Here is a 17,746-nt window from a genome sequence, read left to right as displayed (position 1 = left end):
AGAAGTAGGCGCATTTTTTTGTTTAAATCTGAAATTATGAAAATTTTCTGAACTGATTGAATAAAAATAAATCTGATTTCTAAGCTAAAATTCGCCAAACAACCACTAGAACAGCCAGTATATAAAATATAGGTGATAGCCAGCCGATAACTTGCGTAGCGATAGCGATAAAAATAGCAAACCCTGCGAGTGCCAACCAATCACGACGACGGTCGTTTAGCATGTCAGCGCGAATCTGTTGTATCTCGCGTAGTTGACTGTCCTGGCGAGAGCCCTGTGAGGCAAGGCTTTGTAGTCCTTGATCTAATAGTTTAGGAATATCAGTAGTAGACAGGAGTATTTCAGGAAGTTGTTGGCGCAGCTGTTGTAGATTACGCATAGGATCTAATTGCTCTTTAATCCAACTGCTTAGAATTGGCTTGGCAAGTGACCAAATGTCTAGATCAGGATATAAATCACGACCGAGTCCTTCCACATGGACCAAGGTTTTTAGCAAAAGCATCAGCTGCGGCGGGATACTCATATGATGTCTACGCGCAATGTCCAAAATCTGCATCAGTACGCCAGCGAAGTCGATATCATCGATTGATTTTTGTAGCATAGGGCCGACGGTACGTTTCATATCACGCATCAGGGCATGTTTATCAGCATTTGGTGGTATCCAACCTGCACGGCTAACAATATCAACTACGGCGGTGAAGTTATTGTTCATTACGGCAAGTAACATCCGCGCCACGATGAGCTGATCATCTTTTGATAAAGTGCCCATGATGGCGCAATCAAGCCCGATATAACGTGGTTCATGACCTAAATCAACTGCTGCCATACCTGCATGTAAGGTTTGCACAGGTGGTGTCTCTACGAACACATTGCCTGGATGCATATCAGCATGAAAAAAGTTATCACGGAAGACTTGGGTGAAAAATATCGTTAGGCCTTTTTCTGCAAGCGCTGCACGGTCGTAACCTAACTGATCAAACATCTCAACTTGTGAGATAGGGACACCTTGGATACGCTCCATGACCATCACATTTTTGGCAGCATCATATACTTCAGGCACATACATCAGTGCTGAACCCAAGAAGTTGTTGCGCATCTGAGTAGTATTATCAGCCTCAAGCGTCAAATCAAGCTCATTGAGCATGACTTGCCGATAGTCTTCGACAATATCGATGATATGAATGGCACGTGCCGCTTCAATTCGTGCAGATGCCCAGCTTGCCAATTCTCGCAGTAGCTCAAAGTCAGAAACAATCACAGTGCGAATATCGGGGCGAACCACTTTTACCACAACTTCACGCCCATCATGTAGGGCAGCAGTATGAACTTGGGCGATAGAAGCAGCCGCTAACGGTTTGATATCGAATCGAGCAAACAAGGTTTCAATAGACTGGCCAAGACCATGTTTAGGATGCTGAATTTGAGCGACAGCAATATCAGCGTCAAAAGGCTTAACTTTGTCTTGCAACTGAATCAATTGAGCGATAATCTCAGGCGGTACCAAGTCGCGACGCGTTGAGAGTAACTGGCCAAGTTTCAAAAACAGCGTACCCATGTCCTCAAGCGCATACTTAATCGCATTTGGTTGGTGCTTCTTGCCCCATGCTGCTGGATGCATGCGAATTAATCGCGCCAAAGGCTGCAGCTGCGGTGCTTCTTCGATAGAAAAATGGGTATCAAGGCGATACATTGCGGCGATACGCCAAAGCTCAAGTAGACGAGCGCGGTGCGATAATAGCATGAGGTTAGGTACTCTAAACAAAGACGAAAATGGGGTAGGCGTTGTGCTTAATCATAAATAGTGCCATCGGTAATAGCGTTCATTTATGATTGAGACAATCGGCTATTGATGAAACGAGTTATTAAGAAACTGAGCTTGCTCTTCTTTGATAGCAGCAAGTTTGGCTTCTTCTCGTTCGACGTCAGCACGTAATTTTAACAATAGCTGCTTAAGATCATTTGCTTCAGCCACCTCGATAGGGTCAGGTGTGCTATTGCCAGCTACTTCATTGGCCCAATCACTGACGTCATCAAAAGCACGTTTGGCACTATGACGCCAGCTACCTTTGAGCTGAGAGATAAGAAGGTGTAACTGGCTAGCCATTGGTTTACCAATAAAAGGCTCAAGCTGTCCAGCCACGTCAGGGTCAAATCCTGCAACCAGTTGCTTGAGCTGCATCAGCACCTTGTAATCACCAGCGATTGGTAAGTTACCTTCAGCGCCGCGCATCAGACTGAGCAGTTGAGCGGCATTGTCTACGGTGATGGTACAGTCTGGACGACTGTGACCAAAACGTGCGCGCTCCATGCCGGCTCTTTGGCGCTCATTCATCTGGCCACTTGGCTCAAATATGCTCTCTGTCGTGACTGGCTCAAAGCGCAAACGCTCATGAGTGAACAGGATGTCTAAATGAATCTCAGGCATTCCCATATTAAGACGTAACACCTTACCTGCAAGCGGCGCTAAACCTGCTTTGGTAATCTCATCACTAGCAATGGCAATGTTAATTAGCTTTTCGGCACCAGCTAATAGAAGGACAGTCAGCATAAGGCTCTCGCATCGGTAAGTGAGCGCCTTCGCATTAGCTGCATCAGCGCATCGTGTGTTCGTGTTAGGTTCAATAGGGTCTGTTAAACGTAATAGTCTTGCAAATCGTACTCTATCGTTACGCTTTAAAGCCGCGATGGACAGCCACGATACCAGCAGTCAAGTTATGATAATCACAGTTCTCGAACCCAGCTTGTTGCATCATCTGCTTAAGTGTCTGCTGATCAGGATGCATACGAATTGACTCAGCTAAATACTGATAACTTTCAGCATCATTAGCAATCAGCTTACCCATCACTGGCAGTGCGGTAAATGAATACAAATCATAGGCTTTAGATAGTGGCTCAAATACTGGTTTGGAGAATTCTAAAATCAATAGACGACCACCTGGCTTTAGGACGCGATACATAGACTTTAGCGCGGCATCTTTGTCTGTGACGTTACGCAAACCAAAGCTAATGGTTACCAAATCAAAGCTTTCATCATCAAAAGGGGCTAATGTCTCAGCGTTTGCTAATACAAAGTCAACGTTATTACAACCAGCATTGATTAGGCGCTCACGGCCTACTTCTAGCATCGCAGCATTGATATCAGATAGTACCACGTGGCCATTTCTACCAACTTCACGGCTAAATACTTTGGCCAAATCGCCTGTACCACCCGCGATATCAAGGACATGTTGACCAGCGCGCACGCCCGATAGACTAATCGCATAGCGCTTCCACAGACGATGAATACCAAATGACATCAAGTCATTCATGATGTCGTATTTTTTGGCAACAGAGGTAAATACGTCAGCCACACGTGCTTGTTTTTCTGCTTTATTGACGGTCTTATAACCAAAATGCGTCTGCTCGTTGCCGTCTGTTTCAGGCGTGTGCGGATTATTGATATCATCACGCTGATTGAATAGCGTTTGTTTTATGGTTTGCTCTGAAGGGTTTGTGCGAGTCGTTTGATCGTTGTTTGGCATAGTGGTTTGTTGGCCTTGTGGCGTTCCAGTTGGTAGGTCTTGAACTTTAGTAAAGTCGCTATTGTCATCACTAGCAACGCTATTATTCCTGCTCGGTACGACATTGGTTGTTTGGTTGCGTAATATCTGCGCGCTAATCTGTTGATTATGAGCAATACTGTCTTTTACCAGTTTGTCTTGCAAATGACCATTCGTTGTTGTGGCTTGATTAGAAGGAGTGCTGCTATCTTTTGAATTATCAGTCATCATGTTGTCCTAGAATTTATTTTTATGATTGTCTTTATCGGAGGAAATCGTTAAATAGTAAGCGTCAATTGGCTATTCAACATATTGACCTTATGATACACCAAACGCTACTGGCTTACTGCCATTATCCGTATCATGAACCTGATCAATAATGGACAGCTCACGCTTGCAGAACGGCTCAATAAAATCGCTGACGCTGCTCAGAGGTTTCATGGCCTTAAATCCTGTATCAATAAAATCATAAAGCGGCTGGTAGCCATGACGATAGGCTGTACTTTTTGCTAGTGCAAAGGCTTTTTTGAGCATAAACGAATTTAGATGTTTGTCTGTGCGATAACAGACGTCTTTTAAATTGGCAATCTGAACTCGGCGCTCGTCTTCTTCATCGACAGTTCGATAGGCGGTTAGCATGTTCTCTTCGTTCACTGGCAAATCTTGAGCGAGTAACCACTGGGCTAAATGCAGATCTAGCTCAATGGCAAAAATTGCTGCTTGGATACCCATGCTACCAGCCTCTAGAGCTGACTCTTTGGCAAGACGTTCTAGCTTTTTCGCTTTTGGCAGGATACGTGCCAATTGCTCTGCTAATAACTTGAACTCTTCGCCACCATACAGTTGGGTGAGGAAGTAATCGGCCATTAGTTGGTTTTTAGGTTGTTCAAATAGCTCGCGATGCGTCTGCTGCAGACGTGCTTGTTGCCATGATTGTACTTCTTTGAGCTTAGCATTTAATTCATCATTTTGGTGATGAGGCATCGCCCAAAATCGTGTCAAATGCTGTTGTAAATCAGCTAAAGCGGTCATGGCAGTAGATCCTGTAGAAGTAAAGGGTAATTAAATTTGAGTATGGTTGTTTTAAATATAGTGGTTCAGGGTTATAAAATTTTCAACAACTGTTCTATCCTATACCCAAAATTGTGTTCACCTTAAAAGAAAATAATTAAGAATACAAATATCAATCTGTTACACAGCAATATTATTTACTCGATTGGCGCAGTGCTATGATTAAATGAGATAAAAATGAGCGATGAGTCAGAAATATTAAGAGTTGTCCTATTAATAGCTATCCCATAAGTCACTCAACGGTAAAGCAGACCAATAACAATAATAGCGAGTGTAATCATGTCTAAAAAAAATGATACTACTGAACCAAAAGCACCACAAGCGGTAAGTACACAATTTAGTGAGCAAGTTGTGGAGCAGCGTCTAAAGCCCAATCCTTTAAGTCAGTTTTCACTGGATGAAGATTCACTTAGACTGGCATTGGTAACAGCTCAGTATGCTTTAAAAGCCACTCGCCAGCAAACGCCGCCGACCCTCAATAAGCCAACAGGCCTGTTAGTACTAGTTAACGGAATGGAGCAAGCGGGTAAAGGTACCGCCGTTAAACAGTTACGGCAATGGGTGGATCCAAGGCTGCTTAAAGTTGAGGCTACCATTGGTCATTCGCCATTGAGCTATCAGCCTATTTGGCAAGCACATACTAGCGCAATGCCGCGCCATGGTGATGTCATGGTATATTTCGGCAACTGGTATGCTGATTTATTATACAACGTCATGCGACTAGCGACATCAGATAGTGAGAACCTTGAAACATTATCAAATGATAAAGGTCAGACAGATAAAAATTCGCTTCCTATCGCTCAGTGGCAAGACTATCTACAGCAGCAGTTAGATACGCTAAAAGCATTTGAAAAGGATCTCATTTCTAATCAAACCAAATTACTAAAATGCTGGTTTCATGTTGATATCGAAACGTTACACAGTCGCTTAGAGGATGATGAAGCAGATCCGCAGTTTTTGTATCAAATTGACTGGCATAATAAGCAAGTCATCGAAAAGTTTAATGAGGTGGCTGCAACCTTGCTGCGTCAACAGGATGATTGGGTCATCATTGATGGTGACGATAAGTTAGAGGCTGCTGATAACTTTTGTCACTTGGTGCTACACGCTATGCAAACCGCGCTGGTGAGTAGTCAGGCAGATAGCAATGACAGTGACAAGGAAACGTCAGAAAACCATTCTCAGTCCGAGACACTGAAAATTAACTCAGATACTAAACAAAAACAGTTTGAGCCTGTACCGATACCTAAGCAGCTGACGTCTATTAAAGATAAAAAAATCAGTAAGTCCGACTATCGTGAGGCATTGGCAGAGAAGCAGGCAAGGCTCGCTGAATTGTTACGTGCACGCCAAGGCCAGCATGTTGTATTTGCTTTTGAAGGAATGGACGCTGCTGGCAAGGGCGGTGCAATCAAGAGGTTGGTCGCACCGCTAGATCCCCGCGAGTATCAAATTTATAATATTGGCGCGCCGATGTTGTATGAGACTCAGCATCCTTACTTGTGGCGTTTCTGGACAAGATTGCCTGACGAGCAAACCAATCGTATTAGCCGTATCGCCATTTTTGATCGTACGTGGTATGGGCGCGTGTTGGTTGAGCGTATTGAAGGATTTGCGTCGACTGATGAATGGCAACGAGCATATGATGAGATCAATCGTTTTGAGGCGGACTTGGCAGCAGCAGGAACGTTGGTTATCAAGTATTGGTTAGCGATTGATAAAAAAGAGCAGCTTAAACGGTTTGAAGATCGTGAAGAAACACCACATAAGCAATTTAAACTGACAGATGATGACTGGCGTAACCGTGATAAATGGTCAGATTATGTGCAGTCTGCAGCAGATATGCTGGCACGCACGGATACCAAGATAGCACCATGGTGTGTTATTGCGACCAATGAAAAACGTCAAGCGCGTTTAGACGTGTTAGATCATGCTATTGAGCAGTTGTCTGCATTTTCTGAAAGCAAATAGTTCTCAAAAATGAATGAGTTTTAAGGATTCTTATAGGCTCATATAATTGTATTTTCCAAGTGTTTTTCAAGTATTTCCTAAGTAGGATGGCTCGAAACATATTCGAGTTATCCTGTCTTTTACAGAGTGTGGTCTTGTCCGTATACACTAGCAGTTACAAATCTCGCAATATCATCATGCATTATGTGCTCATATTTAATATAATAGAGCGCAAAACAGCTCCTGCTAAATAATAATTTTAATTTAGCAAACAACGTGTTTTGGTTATTTAGTATAGATAACTTAATAATTACGACAAAAATTGTTACAATAGCTGTTAGTAGTACCACAAATATCGCTAAGAAATATATAAGCCGCAAGATGCTGTAATCAGACGATTTGGCAATATCACTTGCGGCTTTGTGACATGTTGAAGGATGTATTATTTACTTTCTCTCTAGTCGGTTCAAAATCTTCTAACCGCATGTTGTATATTTTATATATGCTACTTCATTAGATGCCGTAACAAGCACTGTGAGTAGCAGCGCAATATTATCAACCTCATATAATTTTAATCAGCTTACGCAGGACGTACTAACGTATGGGTATTAGCAGCAGTTCTACAGAGTCAGTCAAGCCAGTTGGCTCTATGAGAATCAATCTATTTTTTGCCATTTTACTGATTGCGATGACTTCCTACTTCTTGTGGTGGGGTTTAGATTACACCATGCGTCAGCAAACGACGCTATTCATTGTGGCGACCGCTTTTGGTGTCTTTATGGCATTCAATATCGGTGGTAACGATGTCGCCAACTCCTTTGGTACTTCGGTGGGTGCAGGGACGTTGACTATCCCGCAAGCATTGGGTATTGCCGCGATATTTGAAGTATCGGGGGCAGTCCTTGCAGGCGGGGAGGTGACTGATACGATTCGAAGCGGCATCGTCGATCTAGATGGTCTATCAGTGACGCCCAATCAGTTCATTTATGTCATGCTCTCCGCATTGGTTGCAGCAGCATTTTGGCTGTTATTTGCGACCAAAAAAGGTCTGCCTGTTTCGACCACTCACTCCATTATTGGCGGTGTGATTGGTAGCTCCATTGTTTTAGGTATCACGTTAGGTGGTACGGACATGGCGCTATCAACGGTAGACTGGGGAACGGTTGGGACCATCGCTATTTCTTGGGTATTGTCGCCGCTACTAGGTGGCGTGTTGTCTTATCTTTTATATGGACAAATTAAGAAAAACATCATTGAATATAATGATAAAACCGAAGCTCATATTGCGACGCTAAAAGGCAATAAAAAAGTCTTAAAGCAAAACCATAAAGAGTTTTTGGATGGTTTGACAGAGTCTGAGCAATTGGCCTATACGTCAGCAATGCTACGTGATCAGGAAATCTATAAAGATGATGATTGTATCGTTGAAGATTTAGAAACTGATTACTACAAAAAGCTTTATGATATTGAGAATGAGCGCAGTAGCCTTGATACTCTAAAAGCACTTAAGCAATGGGTACCTATCATTGCTGCCGCAGGTGGTGCGGTGATGACTTCTCTAGTCGTCTTTAAAGGTCTGAAAAATGTTAATAGCGGCCTGACCACACTACAGGGCTTCTTGATTATGGGTATGATAGCGGCGCTAGTATGGTTAGCGACCTATATTTATACCAAGAGTATCCGCGGTAAGCATAAAGAAGATTTGACCAAAGCGACGTTCATTATGTTTAGCTGGATGCAGGTCTTTACCGCGTCAGCTTTTGCCTTTAGTCATGGTTCAAACGATATCGCCAACGCGGTTGGTCCTTTTGCCGCCATTATGGATGTGATTCGTACTAATAGTATCGCTACTGAAGCTGCGGTGCCACCTGCTGTCATGCTGACCTTTGGTGTGGCACTAATCGTTGGTCTTTGGTTCATTGGTAAAGAAGTGATTCAAACTGTCGGTACCAATCTAGCGAAAATGCATCCAGCTTCAGGCTTCTCAGCTGAGCTAGCAGCAGCAGCTGTTGTGATGGGTGCATCGACGATGGGTCTACCTGTATCAAGTACTCACACGCTAGTAGGCGCGGTACTGGGTATCGGTATCGTCAACAGAGATACTAACTGGAAGCTTATGAAACCAATTGGTTTGGCTTGGATTGTGACGCTGCCTGCAGCGGCTACTATGTCTGCTATTAGTTATCTCGTATTGAGCAATATTTTTTAATGCGCTGTTTTTATCAGTGAATTATCATAATTGAGTTTTAATAACTAGGGCGTGTCTTCATTTCAAAAATGGTGGTAAAAATGAGATAAATTGCCGTCAAACAAGAAAAATAGCGCAGATAATATCGGGATATTAACCAGCTATTTGACGATGTTTGGCAAGATTTAGCCATTTTTAGCCCATTTAGATGACTATCGGGTGAATTGAAGACACGCCCTAGGTTCAACGCAATAAAAAACGCTTATCAGCATCATGCCGATAAGCGTTTTTTTAATGATGTATAATGATTTACTCGGTACCAAACTGCTTACGTTTTTTGGCAAAAAATCTGTCCAATCTATCCATCGCATTTTCTAGGTCAAGCAAGTTAGGCAAGAACACCAGACGGAAATGGTCGGGTCTATCCCAGTTAAACCCAGTACCTTGAACCATCAATACATTTTCTTCAACGAGCAAGTCCATCATAAAATCCATATCATCGGTGATAGGATAGACCTCTGGATCCATTTTTGGGAAACAGTAAAACGCGCCTTGAGGCATGGTACAAGAAATACCTTTGATAGCATTAAGACGTGAGACTGCCATTTCACGTTGCTTATATAGGCGACCCTTTTCAGAAGTCAGGTCTTGCATGCTCTGATGCCCACCCATCGCTGTTTGAATGGCATACTGTCCCTGCACGTTAGAACAAAGGCGCATGGATGCTAGCATATCTAAGCCTTCAATAAAGTCAGCTGCGTGCTGTTTGCGGCCTGATACCATCATCCAACCTGAGCGAAAACCTGCAATACGATGTGACTTCGACAAGCCATTGTAAGAGAGTACTAGCACGTCGTCAGTTAAGGTGCTCATCGGCGTATGTACATTATCGTCATAGAGAATACGATCGTAAATCTCATCGGCCATGATGATCAAATCATGCTCTTTAGCGACTTCAATAATTTGCTTTAATAACTCATCACTATAAAGTGAACCTGTCGGGTTATTTGGGTTAATAACCACGATACCTTTCGTTTTGCTCGTAATTTTAGACTTGATGTCTTCAATATCAGGGTGCCAGTTATCTTCTTCATTGCAGCGATAGTGCACAGCAGTACCGCCAGCGAGGTTGGCCGCGGCAGTCCAAAGCGGGTAGTCTGGCATCGGAATCAGGACTTCATCGCCATCATTCATCAACGCCTGCATGGTCATGACAATAAGCTCAGAAACCCCATTGCCCAAATATACATCACGTACGTCAACGGCCGATAACAACCCCTTTGATTGGTAGTATTGCAAAATGGCTTTGCGCGCTGAAAAGATTCCCTGCGAGTCTGAATAGCCAGTTGCCTCAGATAAGTTCATAGCGACATCGCGTAAAATCTCATGAGGGGCTTCTAAGCCAAAAGGCGCGGGGTTGCCTACGTTTAGTTTTAATATGCGTTTGCCTTCTGCTTCCATCTTATTCGCAGTCTGCAATAGAGGACCACGAATGTCATAGCAAACGTTTTGTAATTTATCAGATTTTTTTATGGTGTTCATAGCATGACCGTTTTTCGGATTGGTTGTCGAATTGGTTTTTGAGTCTTTACCAGCAGTAGAAGTTGTCGTCGATTGAGCGACAGTCGCTTTAATATCTGACTGGGTGTGTGAACTTGTATCTAATTCTTGACGTTCACTGCGCTCTATAGATGATGTCGACTTGCCTGCATCGATAACCTCATTATTGAGGTCGCCGCGCAACAGATATCCTTCACTACAGCCCAAAATACGTGCGAGTGTAGGCAGCTTGGATGAGACAATGCCGTTGGTACCGCGCTCCCAGTTTGATATAGCACCACGACTCACTTTTGCACCAGCGGCTGTCATAGCTTGTGCTAGCTGCTCAGCAGTAAACCCTTTGTCACGGCGCAACTGTACCAGTCGTTCCGCTTGTGTACTTTTGCTATTGTCGTCAGACATGGTCGTTCGAGCCTTTATTAATCAGTAATTATTCAGTGTAGAGATATATTAAACATTTTAGTTACACACTAATGCAAGATATTATTGCATTAATAGTTAATTTGCAAATGGTTTTACAATCAGCTTTATTAGTATTTGCAAGTATATCTTGCAATTAACATTCGGTTTATATTTATATGGCTCTAAATCTCTTATATAGACTATAAAATGTATAGATATCGAAATTAAATCTTTATCCATCATTATCTAAAATTAATTTGCTATATTTAGCTCAGTCAATCTCTTCAATCATGCTGTCTATCTCACAATATAAAGAGTGCTTTTCTTATATATGCCTTGAATAGTGCGTCGATAACCAACAGATAGAGCACGTCGTTTTCATAATCGTATGGCGATAAAATAGTTACCGAGATTAGATAATAAATACTCGAATAAGGATAAATTATGCAAGACAACCAACTAAGCAAAGAAGAAATCAGCCAGTTGACTGAAGCTGACTGGAAAGAGCGTTTAACCGCTGATGAGTATCATATTATGCGTGAGAAGGGCACTGAACGCCCATTTACAGGTGTATATAATGATGCGACTGATGATGGCGTTTACCGTTGTAAAGGCTGCGGTGCAAGCTTGTTTGACTCAAGCAATAAATTTGATGCGAGCTGTGGCTGGCCAAGTTTTGATCAAGGTATCGATAATAGCGCGATTGAAGAGCACGTCGATAACTCGCTAGGCATGACTCGTACCGAAGTCACTTGTAGCAACTGCGGCGCCCATTTGGGTCATGTATTTCCTGATGGTCCTACTGAGACAACAGGCATGCGCTATTGCATCAACTCAGTATCTATCGATTTAGATAAGTCTGAGAAGTAAGTAGTATTAGAAGTGTGAAAGGGAAGTACAAGGTGCTTCCTTTTCAATAGTTTTATTATGTGTATGATAGAAAAAGAAGTAGTGCACAAACATCTAAAACAATAAAAACCTCAATTTAAGGATAAATGATGAGTACAATTTATGATTTTACGGCTGAGCGAATGGATGGTAGCTCGCAAGCCTTTTCAGATTACCAAGATAAAGTATTATTAATCGTCAATACCGCAAGTAAATGTGGATTTACGCCGCAGTTTGAAGGCTTAGAGTCGCTATATCAACAGTATAAAGATCAAGGACTGGTGGTTATCGGTTTTCCTTGTAATCAATTTGGTAGCCAAGACCCAGGTAGCAACGATGAGATTGGCGCGTTTTGCCAAAAGAACTATGGTGTCAGCTTTCCGATGATGGCGAAGACTGATGTCAATGGCGCAGATGCTCATCCTATCTATCAATGGCTCAAAGAACAAAAGGGTGGCGTGCTAACAGATGGTATCAAGTGGAATTTCACCAAGTTTCTAGTTGATAGTAAAGGCCAAGTTATTGACCGCTACGCACCAACGACCAAGCCAGATGCCATCAAAAACGACATAAAGCAAGCATTAGCCAATAAGTAAGCATTAAATCTAAAAAATATTGGTTTTGTATGAAAATATAAAACCAATAAAAACAGATGCTTGCTAGATATTCTAATAAAAATCGAAAAAATATCCAAAAAAGTGGTAAATACTATTTGACACCCAACAGTAAATCTATATAATACACACCCACAGCAACGGAGCTTAGTGACAAACTTAAGAGCTCAGTTGATGTTGAATAAATTGCCTAGCAATTGTTCGAAGGGTGATTAGCTCAGTTGGTAGAGCGTCTGCCTTACACGCAGAATGTCGGCGGTTCGAATCCGTCATCACCCACCACTTCTTAGCAAGTGGCTAAACAAGCTAAGAGACCTAAGCAGCGGTAGTTCAGTTGGTTAGAATACCGGCCTGTCACGCCGGGGGTCGCGGGTTCGAGTCCCGTCCGCTGCGCCATATTTAAAACGAATTTAAACTTACGAGTTTAAGCAAGTTTCGCCTCAAGCATTAGATTGTTTGAGGTTTTTTTGTGTCTGTTTTTTATGTATCTATGTTTTATGAGTGATAAGTCAGATAAAGAAATACAGTAAGAGTCAGAATCTAGAATTAGAACCTAGTACTATGACTTATATTTACTTAAGTCATATCACTTAGAAGTCAGCTAAAACGACGACCCTTCTTTTATATCAGTCTTATATTGAATAAGAGTAGGGTTGTCATCGTATTTATCTTTGATACAGCATTTTAAATGAGCTAAACGCATTATCTGGAATTTATAATGCGTTTAGCTCATTGTGGATTTTAGTTAAGGGTAAAGAGTTACTCAAGCATTGCTTGCCACGCACCCATTGACCCTAGATAGATATCAATGTGGTCAAAACCTCGACTAGCAAGCCACCCTGCTGCTATCGTTGCCCGAGCCCCACTGGCACACATCAATGTATAGTGCCGACTTGGATTAAGCTCACGCCAACGCTCGTTCAGGTGACCGACATAGATATGCTGTGAGCCTTCAATCGCATTGGTATTCCTCTCATCGATATCGCGTACATCGAGCAATGTCCAGTTCTGAGCATTATTAAGGCGACTCTCTACCTCGGTTGTATCGATCATAGGGGTTTGCTGCATCTTCTCGCCTTTAGCAGCGGCAGGGACGACACCCACATAACCACCTATGACATTATCAAAAGCAATACGTACCAGATGCTCCATCGCAGTCGCCAGTTGTTCTTCATTAGAGGCTACCAGTGCCAAGCTTTGTCCTTCCTCGATAAACCATCCAGCAAACGCAGGTAGCATATTGACAGGTAAGCTCATAGAACCGGGCAGGTGTCCTGACGCATACGCCATTGGTTCACGAATATCGATGAGATGATCAGCATCGCAGTCATTTAGCTGTTTGAGGGAAAGGTTACGCGGACGCATAACCACTGGAGGCGCTTCACCACCTTCCATATTAAGGTGCTCCATCAATCTGAAATAAGGCGGCTGATAATGGTTTTCGCTAGTCTTGAGGTCAATAAACGTCTCACGATCGGTAATCTGTAAACGTGGGTTGTTGATTCTTTCGTGACCGACGGTAGAAAACTCACGTTCCGCCATGCCTGAACCACAGACTGATCCTGCACCATGAGCTGGATAAATAATCGCCTGATCACCGAGCGCTAAAATGTCTTGTAAAGAGTCATAAAGTAAACCTGCAACTTCTCTACGACGCTCAGGATAGAAGTCAGTACGACCGACATCACCTACAAAGAGCGCATCCCCAGTAAAAACGCCAACAGCCCTATCTGGGTACGCCGTGTCAAACAGCGCATAAGCAATATGATCATCAGTATGGCCAGGCGTTTCTAAGACACGGATTTCTAATTGGCCAATTGAAAAGCAGTCTCCATTACGTACTGTCTCAGCGTAGACAACAGGTTGTTCTGGATTAGGTCCATGCAAAACTGTTGCCCCTGTCATTGCGGCCAACATAGGTGCTCCAGAAACCAAATCCTCATTACGATGTGTCTCAAAAATATGAGTAATCTCAAGTCCTGCTGCACGCGCTTTTTCTACATATATCGCACAGTCACGACGTGGATCAATTACCGCTGCTTGACCGCCAGAGCCTACCAAGTAGGATAAGTGCGAAAGTCCAGGGGTCTTAATTTTCTCTAGTAGCATGGTCATTTCCTTATTGTTGTTTTAATCATAATAGTTATTTTAATCAGGTTTATTGGCAGTACAGAGCGAGAGCTACCAGCCAAATTTAGTTTTACTGTTGCATAAACTCTTATTCAATCTAGCATGAACTTATAAGTGTCATCAATATACAATAACATATATTAAACTTGTTATTTACATAAGGCCAAACGTAGAGAGTTTTAGGTTGAAAAGGTGAGGTGATCATTATTTCCACTATTTAGTTAATTGCTTTTACTTGTTGATATATATAGGTTAATTACACAGAGATATCTCTTTTAGAATAAAAATATCTGTAAAACATTGAATTATTTTAATATGTCTGTATTATTGGACATATGGAAATAACTAATGCTATCGCAAGCTTTGCTGCGCTCTCTCAAGATACTCGTTTAAAGGCTTTTAAGCTGCTAGTCAGCCATGAGCCTGAAGGCCTACCTGCGGGCGAAATAGCCCGTCAGCTCTCTGTTCCTCATAACACAATGTCAACCCACTTATCGGTGTTGGCACGAGCAGGGTGGGTGGTCTCACAGCGTCATAGCCGACAGATTATCTATCGTGCTTCGCTATCACATATGGATAACGTCATCCAGTTTCTGCTGCAAGATTGCTGTGCGGGACATCCAGAATTATGTGCGTCACTCATGGATAGTTTGAGTGGCTGCAGAGTAAATGAGTCTGCTGAGCAAAGTAATGATTAAACCAATTATCAATTCAATAAATACATAAAATAGGTGTAAAAACTATGAAGCCATTAATTTTTCATAATCCTAAATGCGGTACATCTCGTAACACGCTTGCTATTATTAAAGCATCAGGTGAAGAGCCAGAAGTGGTGGAATATCTGAAAAATACACCAACGCGCGACCGCTTAGTTGAGCTATTGGCACAAATGCAGATTTCGCCTAGAGAGCTATTAAGAAGCAAAGAAGCTATTAATGATGAGCTTGGTCTGGATAATCCTGAGTTGTCTGACGATCAAATTATCGATGCCATGATAGCGCATCCTATTTTAATCAACCGTCCTATCGTAGTGACTGATAAAGGCGCTGCTCTATGCCGTCCGTCAGAGCGTGTGTTTGAATTACTAGCCAATCCAGTAAGTAGTTTCACAAAAGAAGACGGCGAGGTTGTTACTCATGACAAACACTGAGGTTGACCAAACATTAGCCGTTGATCCTACTGTTTCGCCAGAATTTAGCTTAGACGATTTGCCCAATATTGATATAGATAATCTTCAGCCTATCGATATTGAGTCTTTGGTTGCACCGAATGACTCACGTCATCCGCCGAAAATATTAGTGCTATACGGTTCTGTCCGTGCACGCTCGTTTTCTAGATTGGCCGCTGAAGAGTCAAGCCGGTTGCTACGTTGGTACGGTTGTGAAGTAAAAATGTTTGATCCATCCGGCTTGCCGTTGCCTGACGATGTAGACTCAGACCATCCCAAAGTGCAAGAATTGCGGGAGCTGGCGCAGTGGTCAGAAGGCATGCTGTGGGTGAGTCCAGAGCGTCACGGCAGTATTACCAGTATCATGAAAGCGCAAATCGACTGGATACCGCTGTCACTAGGTGGCGTGCGTCCAACTCAAGGTAAGACACTAGCGCTAATGCAAGTCAGCGGCGGCAGTCAGAGCTTCAATACAGTTAATCAAATGCGTATTCTTGGGCGCTGGATGCGGATGATTACTATCCCCAACCAATCTTCGATACCCAAAGCATTTTTGGAGTTCAACGACGACAATCGCATGGATATGTCTCCGTTATATCTGCGTCTTGTCGATGTCTGTGAGGAGTTAGTGAAGTTTACTTGGCTTACACGCGGACGTTCAGATTATCTTACTGATCGCTATTCAGAACGCGTTGAGAGTGCTGAAGAACTATCGAGCCGCGTCAATCAAAAATCGATCTAACCCCCTAATCGATCTAATTCCCTATATTAAATCGGCTGAATAAAATCAGTTTAAGTAAGGTTGTACAATGCTTGCATTTGCTATTTTTGTGGTCACTTTAGTATTCGTTATATGGCAACCTAAAGGATTGGGCATCGGCTGGAGCGCCATGGGTGGTGCCTTGGTCGCGTTAGCGCTTGGCGTCGTGCAGTTATCAGATGTGGGTATCGTCTGGGATATTGTCTGGGATGCGACCTTTACTTTTGTGGCGCTGATTATCATCTCGCTTATCTTAGATCGAGCAGGGTTTTTCGGCTGGGCTGCATTACATGTGGCACGCCTTGGTAATGGGCAAGGGCGCTTATTGTTTCCGATGATTGTCGTGCTCGGCGCTTTTATTTCTGCCTTTTTTGCCAATGATGGTGCTGCGCTACTACTGACCCCGATTGTCATCGCTATCTTGCTACGTCTGAAATTTTCGCCACCATCAGCTCTGGCATTTATTATAGCGACGGGCTTTATTGCTGATACGGCAAGCCTACCATTGGTCACCTCAAATTTAGTCAATATCGTCAGTGCCAATTATTTTGACATAGGCTTTGGTCGTTATGCGGCGGTGATGGTACCGGTCAATATAGTGTCTGTATTAGCGACGCTACTGGTGTTGTGGGTTGTATATGCACGTCATATTCCAAAAACTTACTCGACTAGCGAACTCAGCGCACCAGAGTCTGCTATTACCGATCCATTGGTATTCCGAGCTGCTTTTCCACTATTAGGCTTGCTACTGGTCGCCTACTTTGCAACAGAGCCGTTGGGGCTACCTATTTCACTGGTCACGGGCATCGCTGCTGTTGCACTAATGGCAATCGCTGGTCGTATATGGCAAGGCGGGCGTGGTGCAGTGGTCTCTGTGAGTGACGTAGTACGTAAAGCGCCTTGGCAAATCGTCCTGTTTTCGATCGGTATGTATCTGGTGGTATATGGTCTGGGTAATGCAGGGCTTACGGCCTATGGTGCACAAGTACTCAACTGGTTAGGACAACAAGGTGCAGTCATTGCTACGGTTGGAACTGGGTTCTTGTCCGCTATAGTTGCTTCTGTTATGAATAATATGCCAGCAACCTTAGTCGGCGCGCTTGCGATTGATCAAGCACAAGTGCCTGCCGCAACGCGAGAGCTAATGATTTATGCCAATGTCATCGGTAATGATTTGGGCCCTAAGTTTACGCCGATTGGTAGTCTGGCTACTTTGCTATGGTTACATGTGTTGGCAGAGAAGGATTACAAAATCAGTTGGGGACAGTATATTAAGATTGGATTAGTGATTACACCGCCAGTGTTGTTAGTGACCTTGTTAGCCTTGGTGTTCTGGTTGCCACTGTTGCCAAGTTAACTGATGAAAAACTTACTACAGTAATATCCTATCGTGACAATGATATTCATTTTTAAATAACATGGTCACTATCAAGTATGAAACAAAGTAGTTATTAGCGTTTATCAAAGCGGCAAAAT

At 43.0% G+C, this 17,746-nt stretch carries 14 protein-coding genes and 2 tRNA genes; 10 read left to right on the top strand and 6 right to left on the bottom strand.

Going from position 1 to position 17,746, the window contains the following annotated elements:
• Positions 1-79 precede the first annotated feature (79 nt).
• From QO187_RS05960 to QO187_RS05945, 4 genes are all read right to left on the bottom strand, one after another.
• Positions 80-1,741, bottom strand: coding sequence for an AarF/ABC1/UbiB kinase family protein (locus QO187_RS05960; protein WP_102092921.1), 1,662 nt, complete (start codon positions 1,739-1,741; stop codon positions 80-82).
• A gap of 102 nt (positions 1,742-1,843) precedes the next feature.
• Entirely contained in the window at positions 1,844-2,548 is a 705-nt protein-coding gene (locus QO187_RS05955) for an SCP2 domain-containing protein (RefSeq protein WP_102092920.1), read from the bottom strand.
• 118 nt (positions 2,549-2,666) lie between these two features.
• Entirely contained in the window at positions 2,667-3,767 is a 1,101-nt protein-coding gene (gene ubiE, locus QO187_RS05950) for a bifunctional demethylmenaquinone methyltransferase/2-methoxy-6-polyprenyl-1,4-benzoquinol methylase UbiE (RefSeq protein WP_228153153.1), read from the bottom strand.
• Positions 3,768-3,857: 90 nt separating this feature from the next.
• Positions 3,858-4,571: a hypothetical protein gene (locus QO187_RS05945; protein WP_102092919.1), complete on the bottom strand. Its 714-nt coding sequence runs from the start codon at positions 4,569-4,571 to the stop codon at positions 3,858-3,860.
• Between the two features lie 318 nt (positions 4,572-4,889).
• On the opposite strand from QO187_RS05945, the gene QO187_RS05940 reads away from it, so the two are divergent.
• Together QO187_RS05940 and QO187_RS05935 are read left to right on the top strand one after the other, a co-directional pair.
• Complete coding sequence (locus QO187_RS05940; protein ID WP_102092918.1) at positions 4,890-6,581, top strand: ATPase; 1,692 nt, start codon at positions 4,890-4,892, stop codon at positions 6,579-6,581.
• A gap of 580 nt (positions 6,582-7,161) precedes the next feature.
• Positions 7,162-8,769, top strand: coding sequence for an inorganic phosphate transporter (locus QO187_RS05935; RefSeq protein WP_102092917.1), 1,608 nt, complete (start codon positions 7,162-7,164; stop codon positions 8,767-8,769).
• Between the two features lie 288 nt (positions 8,770-9,057).
• Here the strand turns inward: QO187_RS05935 and QO187_RS05930 are convergent, their stop codons facing one another.
• Positions 9,058-10,710, bottom strand: a complete 1,653-nt coding sequence (locus QO187_RS05930; RefSeq protein ID WP_102092916.1) for an aminotransferase class I/II-fold pyridoxal phosphate-dependent enzyme — start codon at positions 10,708-10,710, stop codon at positions 9,058-9,060.
• A 444-nt stretch (positions 10,711-11,154) separates the two neighbouring features.
• Here QO187_RS05930 and msrB point away from each other — a divergent pair, with 444 nt between their 5' ends.
• The 4 genes from msrB (at position 11,155) to QO187_RS05910 (ending at position 12,608) form a co-directional block, all read left to right on the top strand.
• Positions 11,155-11,580, top strand: a complete 426-nt coding sequence (msrB, locus tag QO187_RS05925) for a peptide-methionine (R)-S-oxide reductase MsrB (RefSeq protein ID WP_057760931.1) — start codon at positions 11,155-11,157, stop codon at positions 11,578-11,580.
• Positions 11,581-11,708: 128 nt separating this feature from the next.
• Entirely contained in the window at positions 11,709-12,194 is a 486-nt protein-coding gene (locus QO187_RS05920; protein ID WP_102092915.1) for a glutathione peroxidase, read from the top strand.
• 224 nt (positions 12,195-12,418) lie between these two features.
• Positions 12,419-12,494, top strand: a tRNA-Val gene (locus QO187_RS05915).
• A 37-nt stretch (positions 12,495-12,531) separates the two neighbouring features.
• A tRNA-Asp gene (locus tag QO187_RS05910) sits at positions 12,532-12,608 on the top strand.
• A 363-nt stretch (positions 12,609-12,971) separates the two neighbouring features.
• On the opposite strand, the gene QO187_RS05905 is transcribed toward QO187_RS05910, so the two are convergent.
• A complete protein-coding gene (locus QO187_RS05905; protein ID WP_102092914.1) occupies positions 12,972-14,321 on the bottom strand; it encodes a rhodanese-like domain-containing protein in 1,350 nt (449 codons plus the stop codon).
• A gap of 356 nt (positions 14,322-14,677) precedes the next feature.
• On the opposite strand from QO187_RS05905, the gene QO187_RS05900 reads away from it, so the two are divergent.
• The 4 genes from QO187_RS05900 (at position 14,678) to QO187_RS05885 (ending at position 17,627) form a co-directional block, all read left to right on the top strand.
• Positions 14,678-15,040, top strand: coding sequence for a helix-turn-helix transcriptional regulator (locus tag QO187_RS05900; RefSeq protein ID WP_102092913.1), 363 nt, complete (start codon positions 14,678-14,680; stop codon positions 15,038-15,040).
• Between the two features lie 44 nt (positions 15,041-15,084).
• Entirely contained in the window at positions 15,085-15,492 is a 408-nt protein-coding gene (gene arsC, locus QO187_RS05895; RefSeq protein ID WP_057760920.1) for an arsenate reductase (glutaredoxin), read from the top strand.
• Positions 15,479-16,252, top strand: a complete 774-nt coding sequence (arsH, locus tag QO187_RS05890) for an arsenical resistance protein ArsH (RefSeq protein ID WP_228153152.1) — start codon at positions 15,479-15,481, stop codon at positions 16,250-16,252. The genes arsC and arsH overlap by 14 nt, the downstream gene beginning before the upstream one ends.
• A gap of 67 nt (positions 16,253-16,319) precedes the next feature.
• Complete coding sequence (locus tag QO187_RS05885) at positions 16,320-17,627, top strand: arsenic transporter (protein ID WP_102092912.1); 1,308 nt, start codon at positions 16,320-16,322, stop codon at positions 17,625-17,627.
• Positions 17,628-17,746: the final 119 nt, after the last annotated feature.

It is taken from the genome of Psychrobacter sp. Arc9, assembly GCF_041431295.1.
In the GTDB taxonomy this organism is placed as follows: domain Bacteria; phylum Pseudomonadota; class Gammaproteobacteria; order Pseudomonadales; family Moraxellaceae; genus Psychrobacter.
The sequence above is the reverse complement of the archived record's forward strand: the minus strand, read 5'-3'. Positions and strand labels throughout refer to the sequence as shown.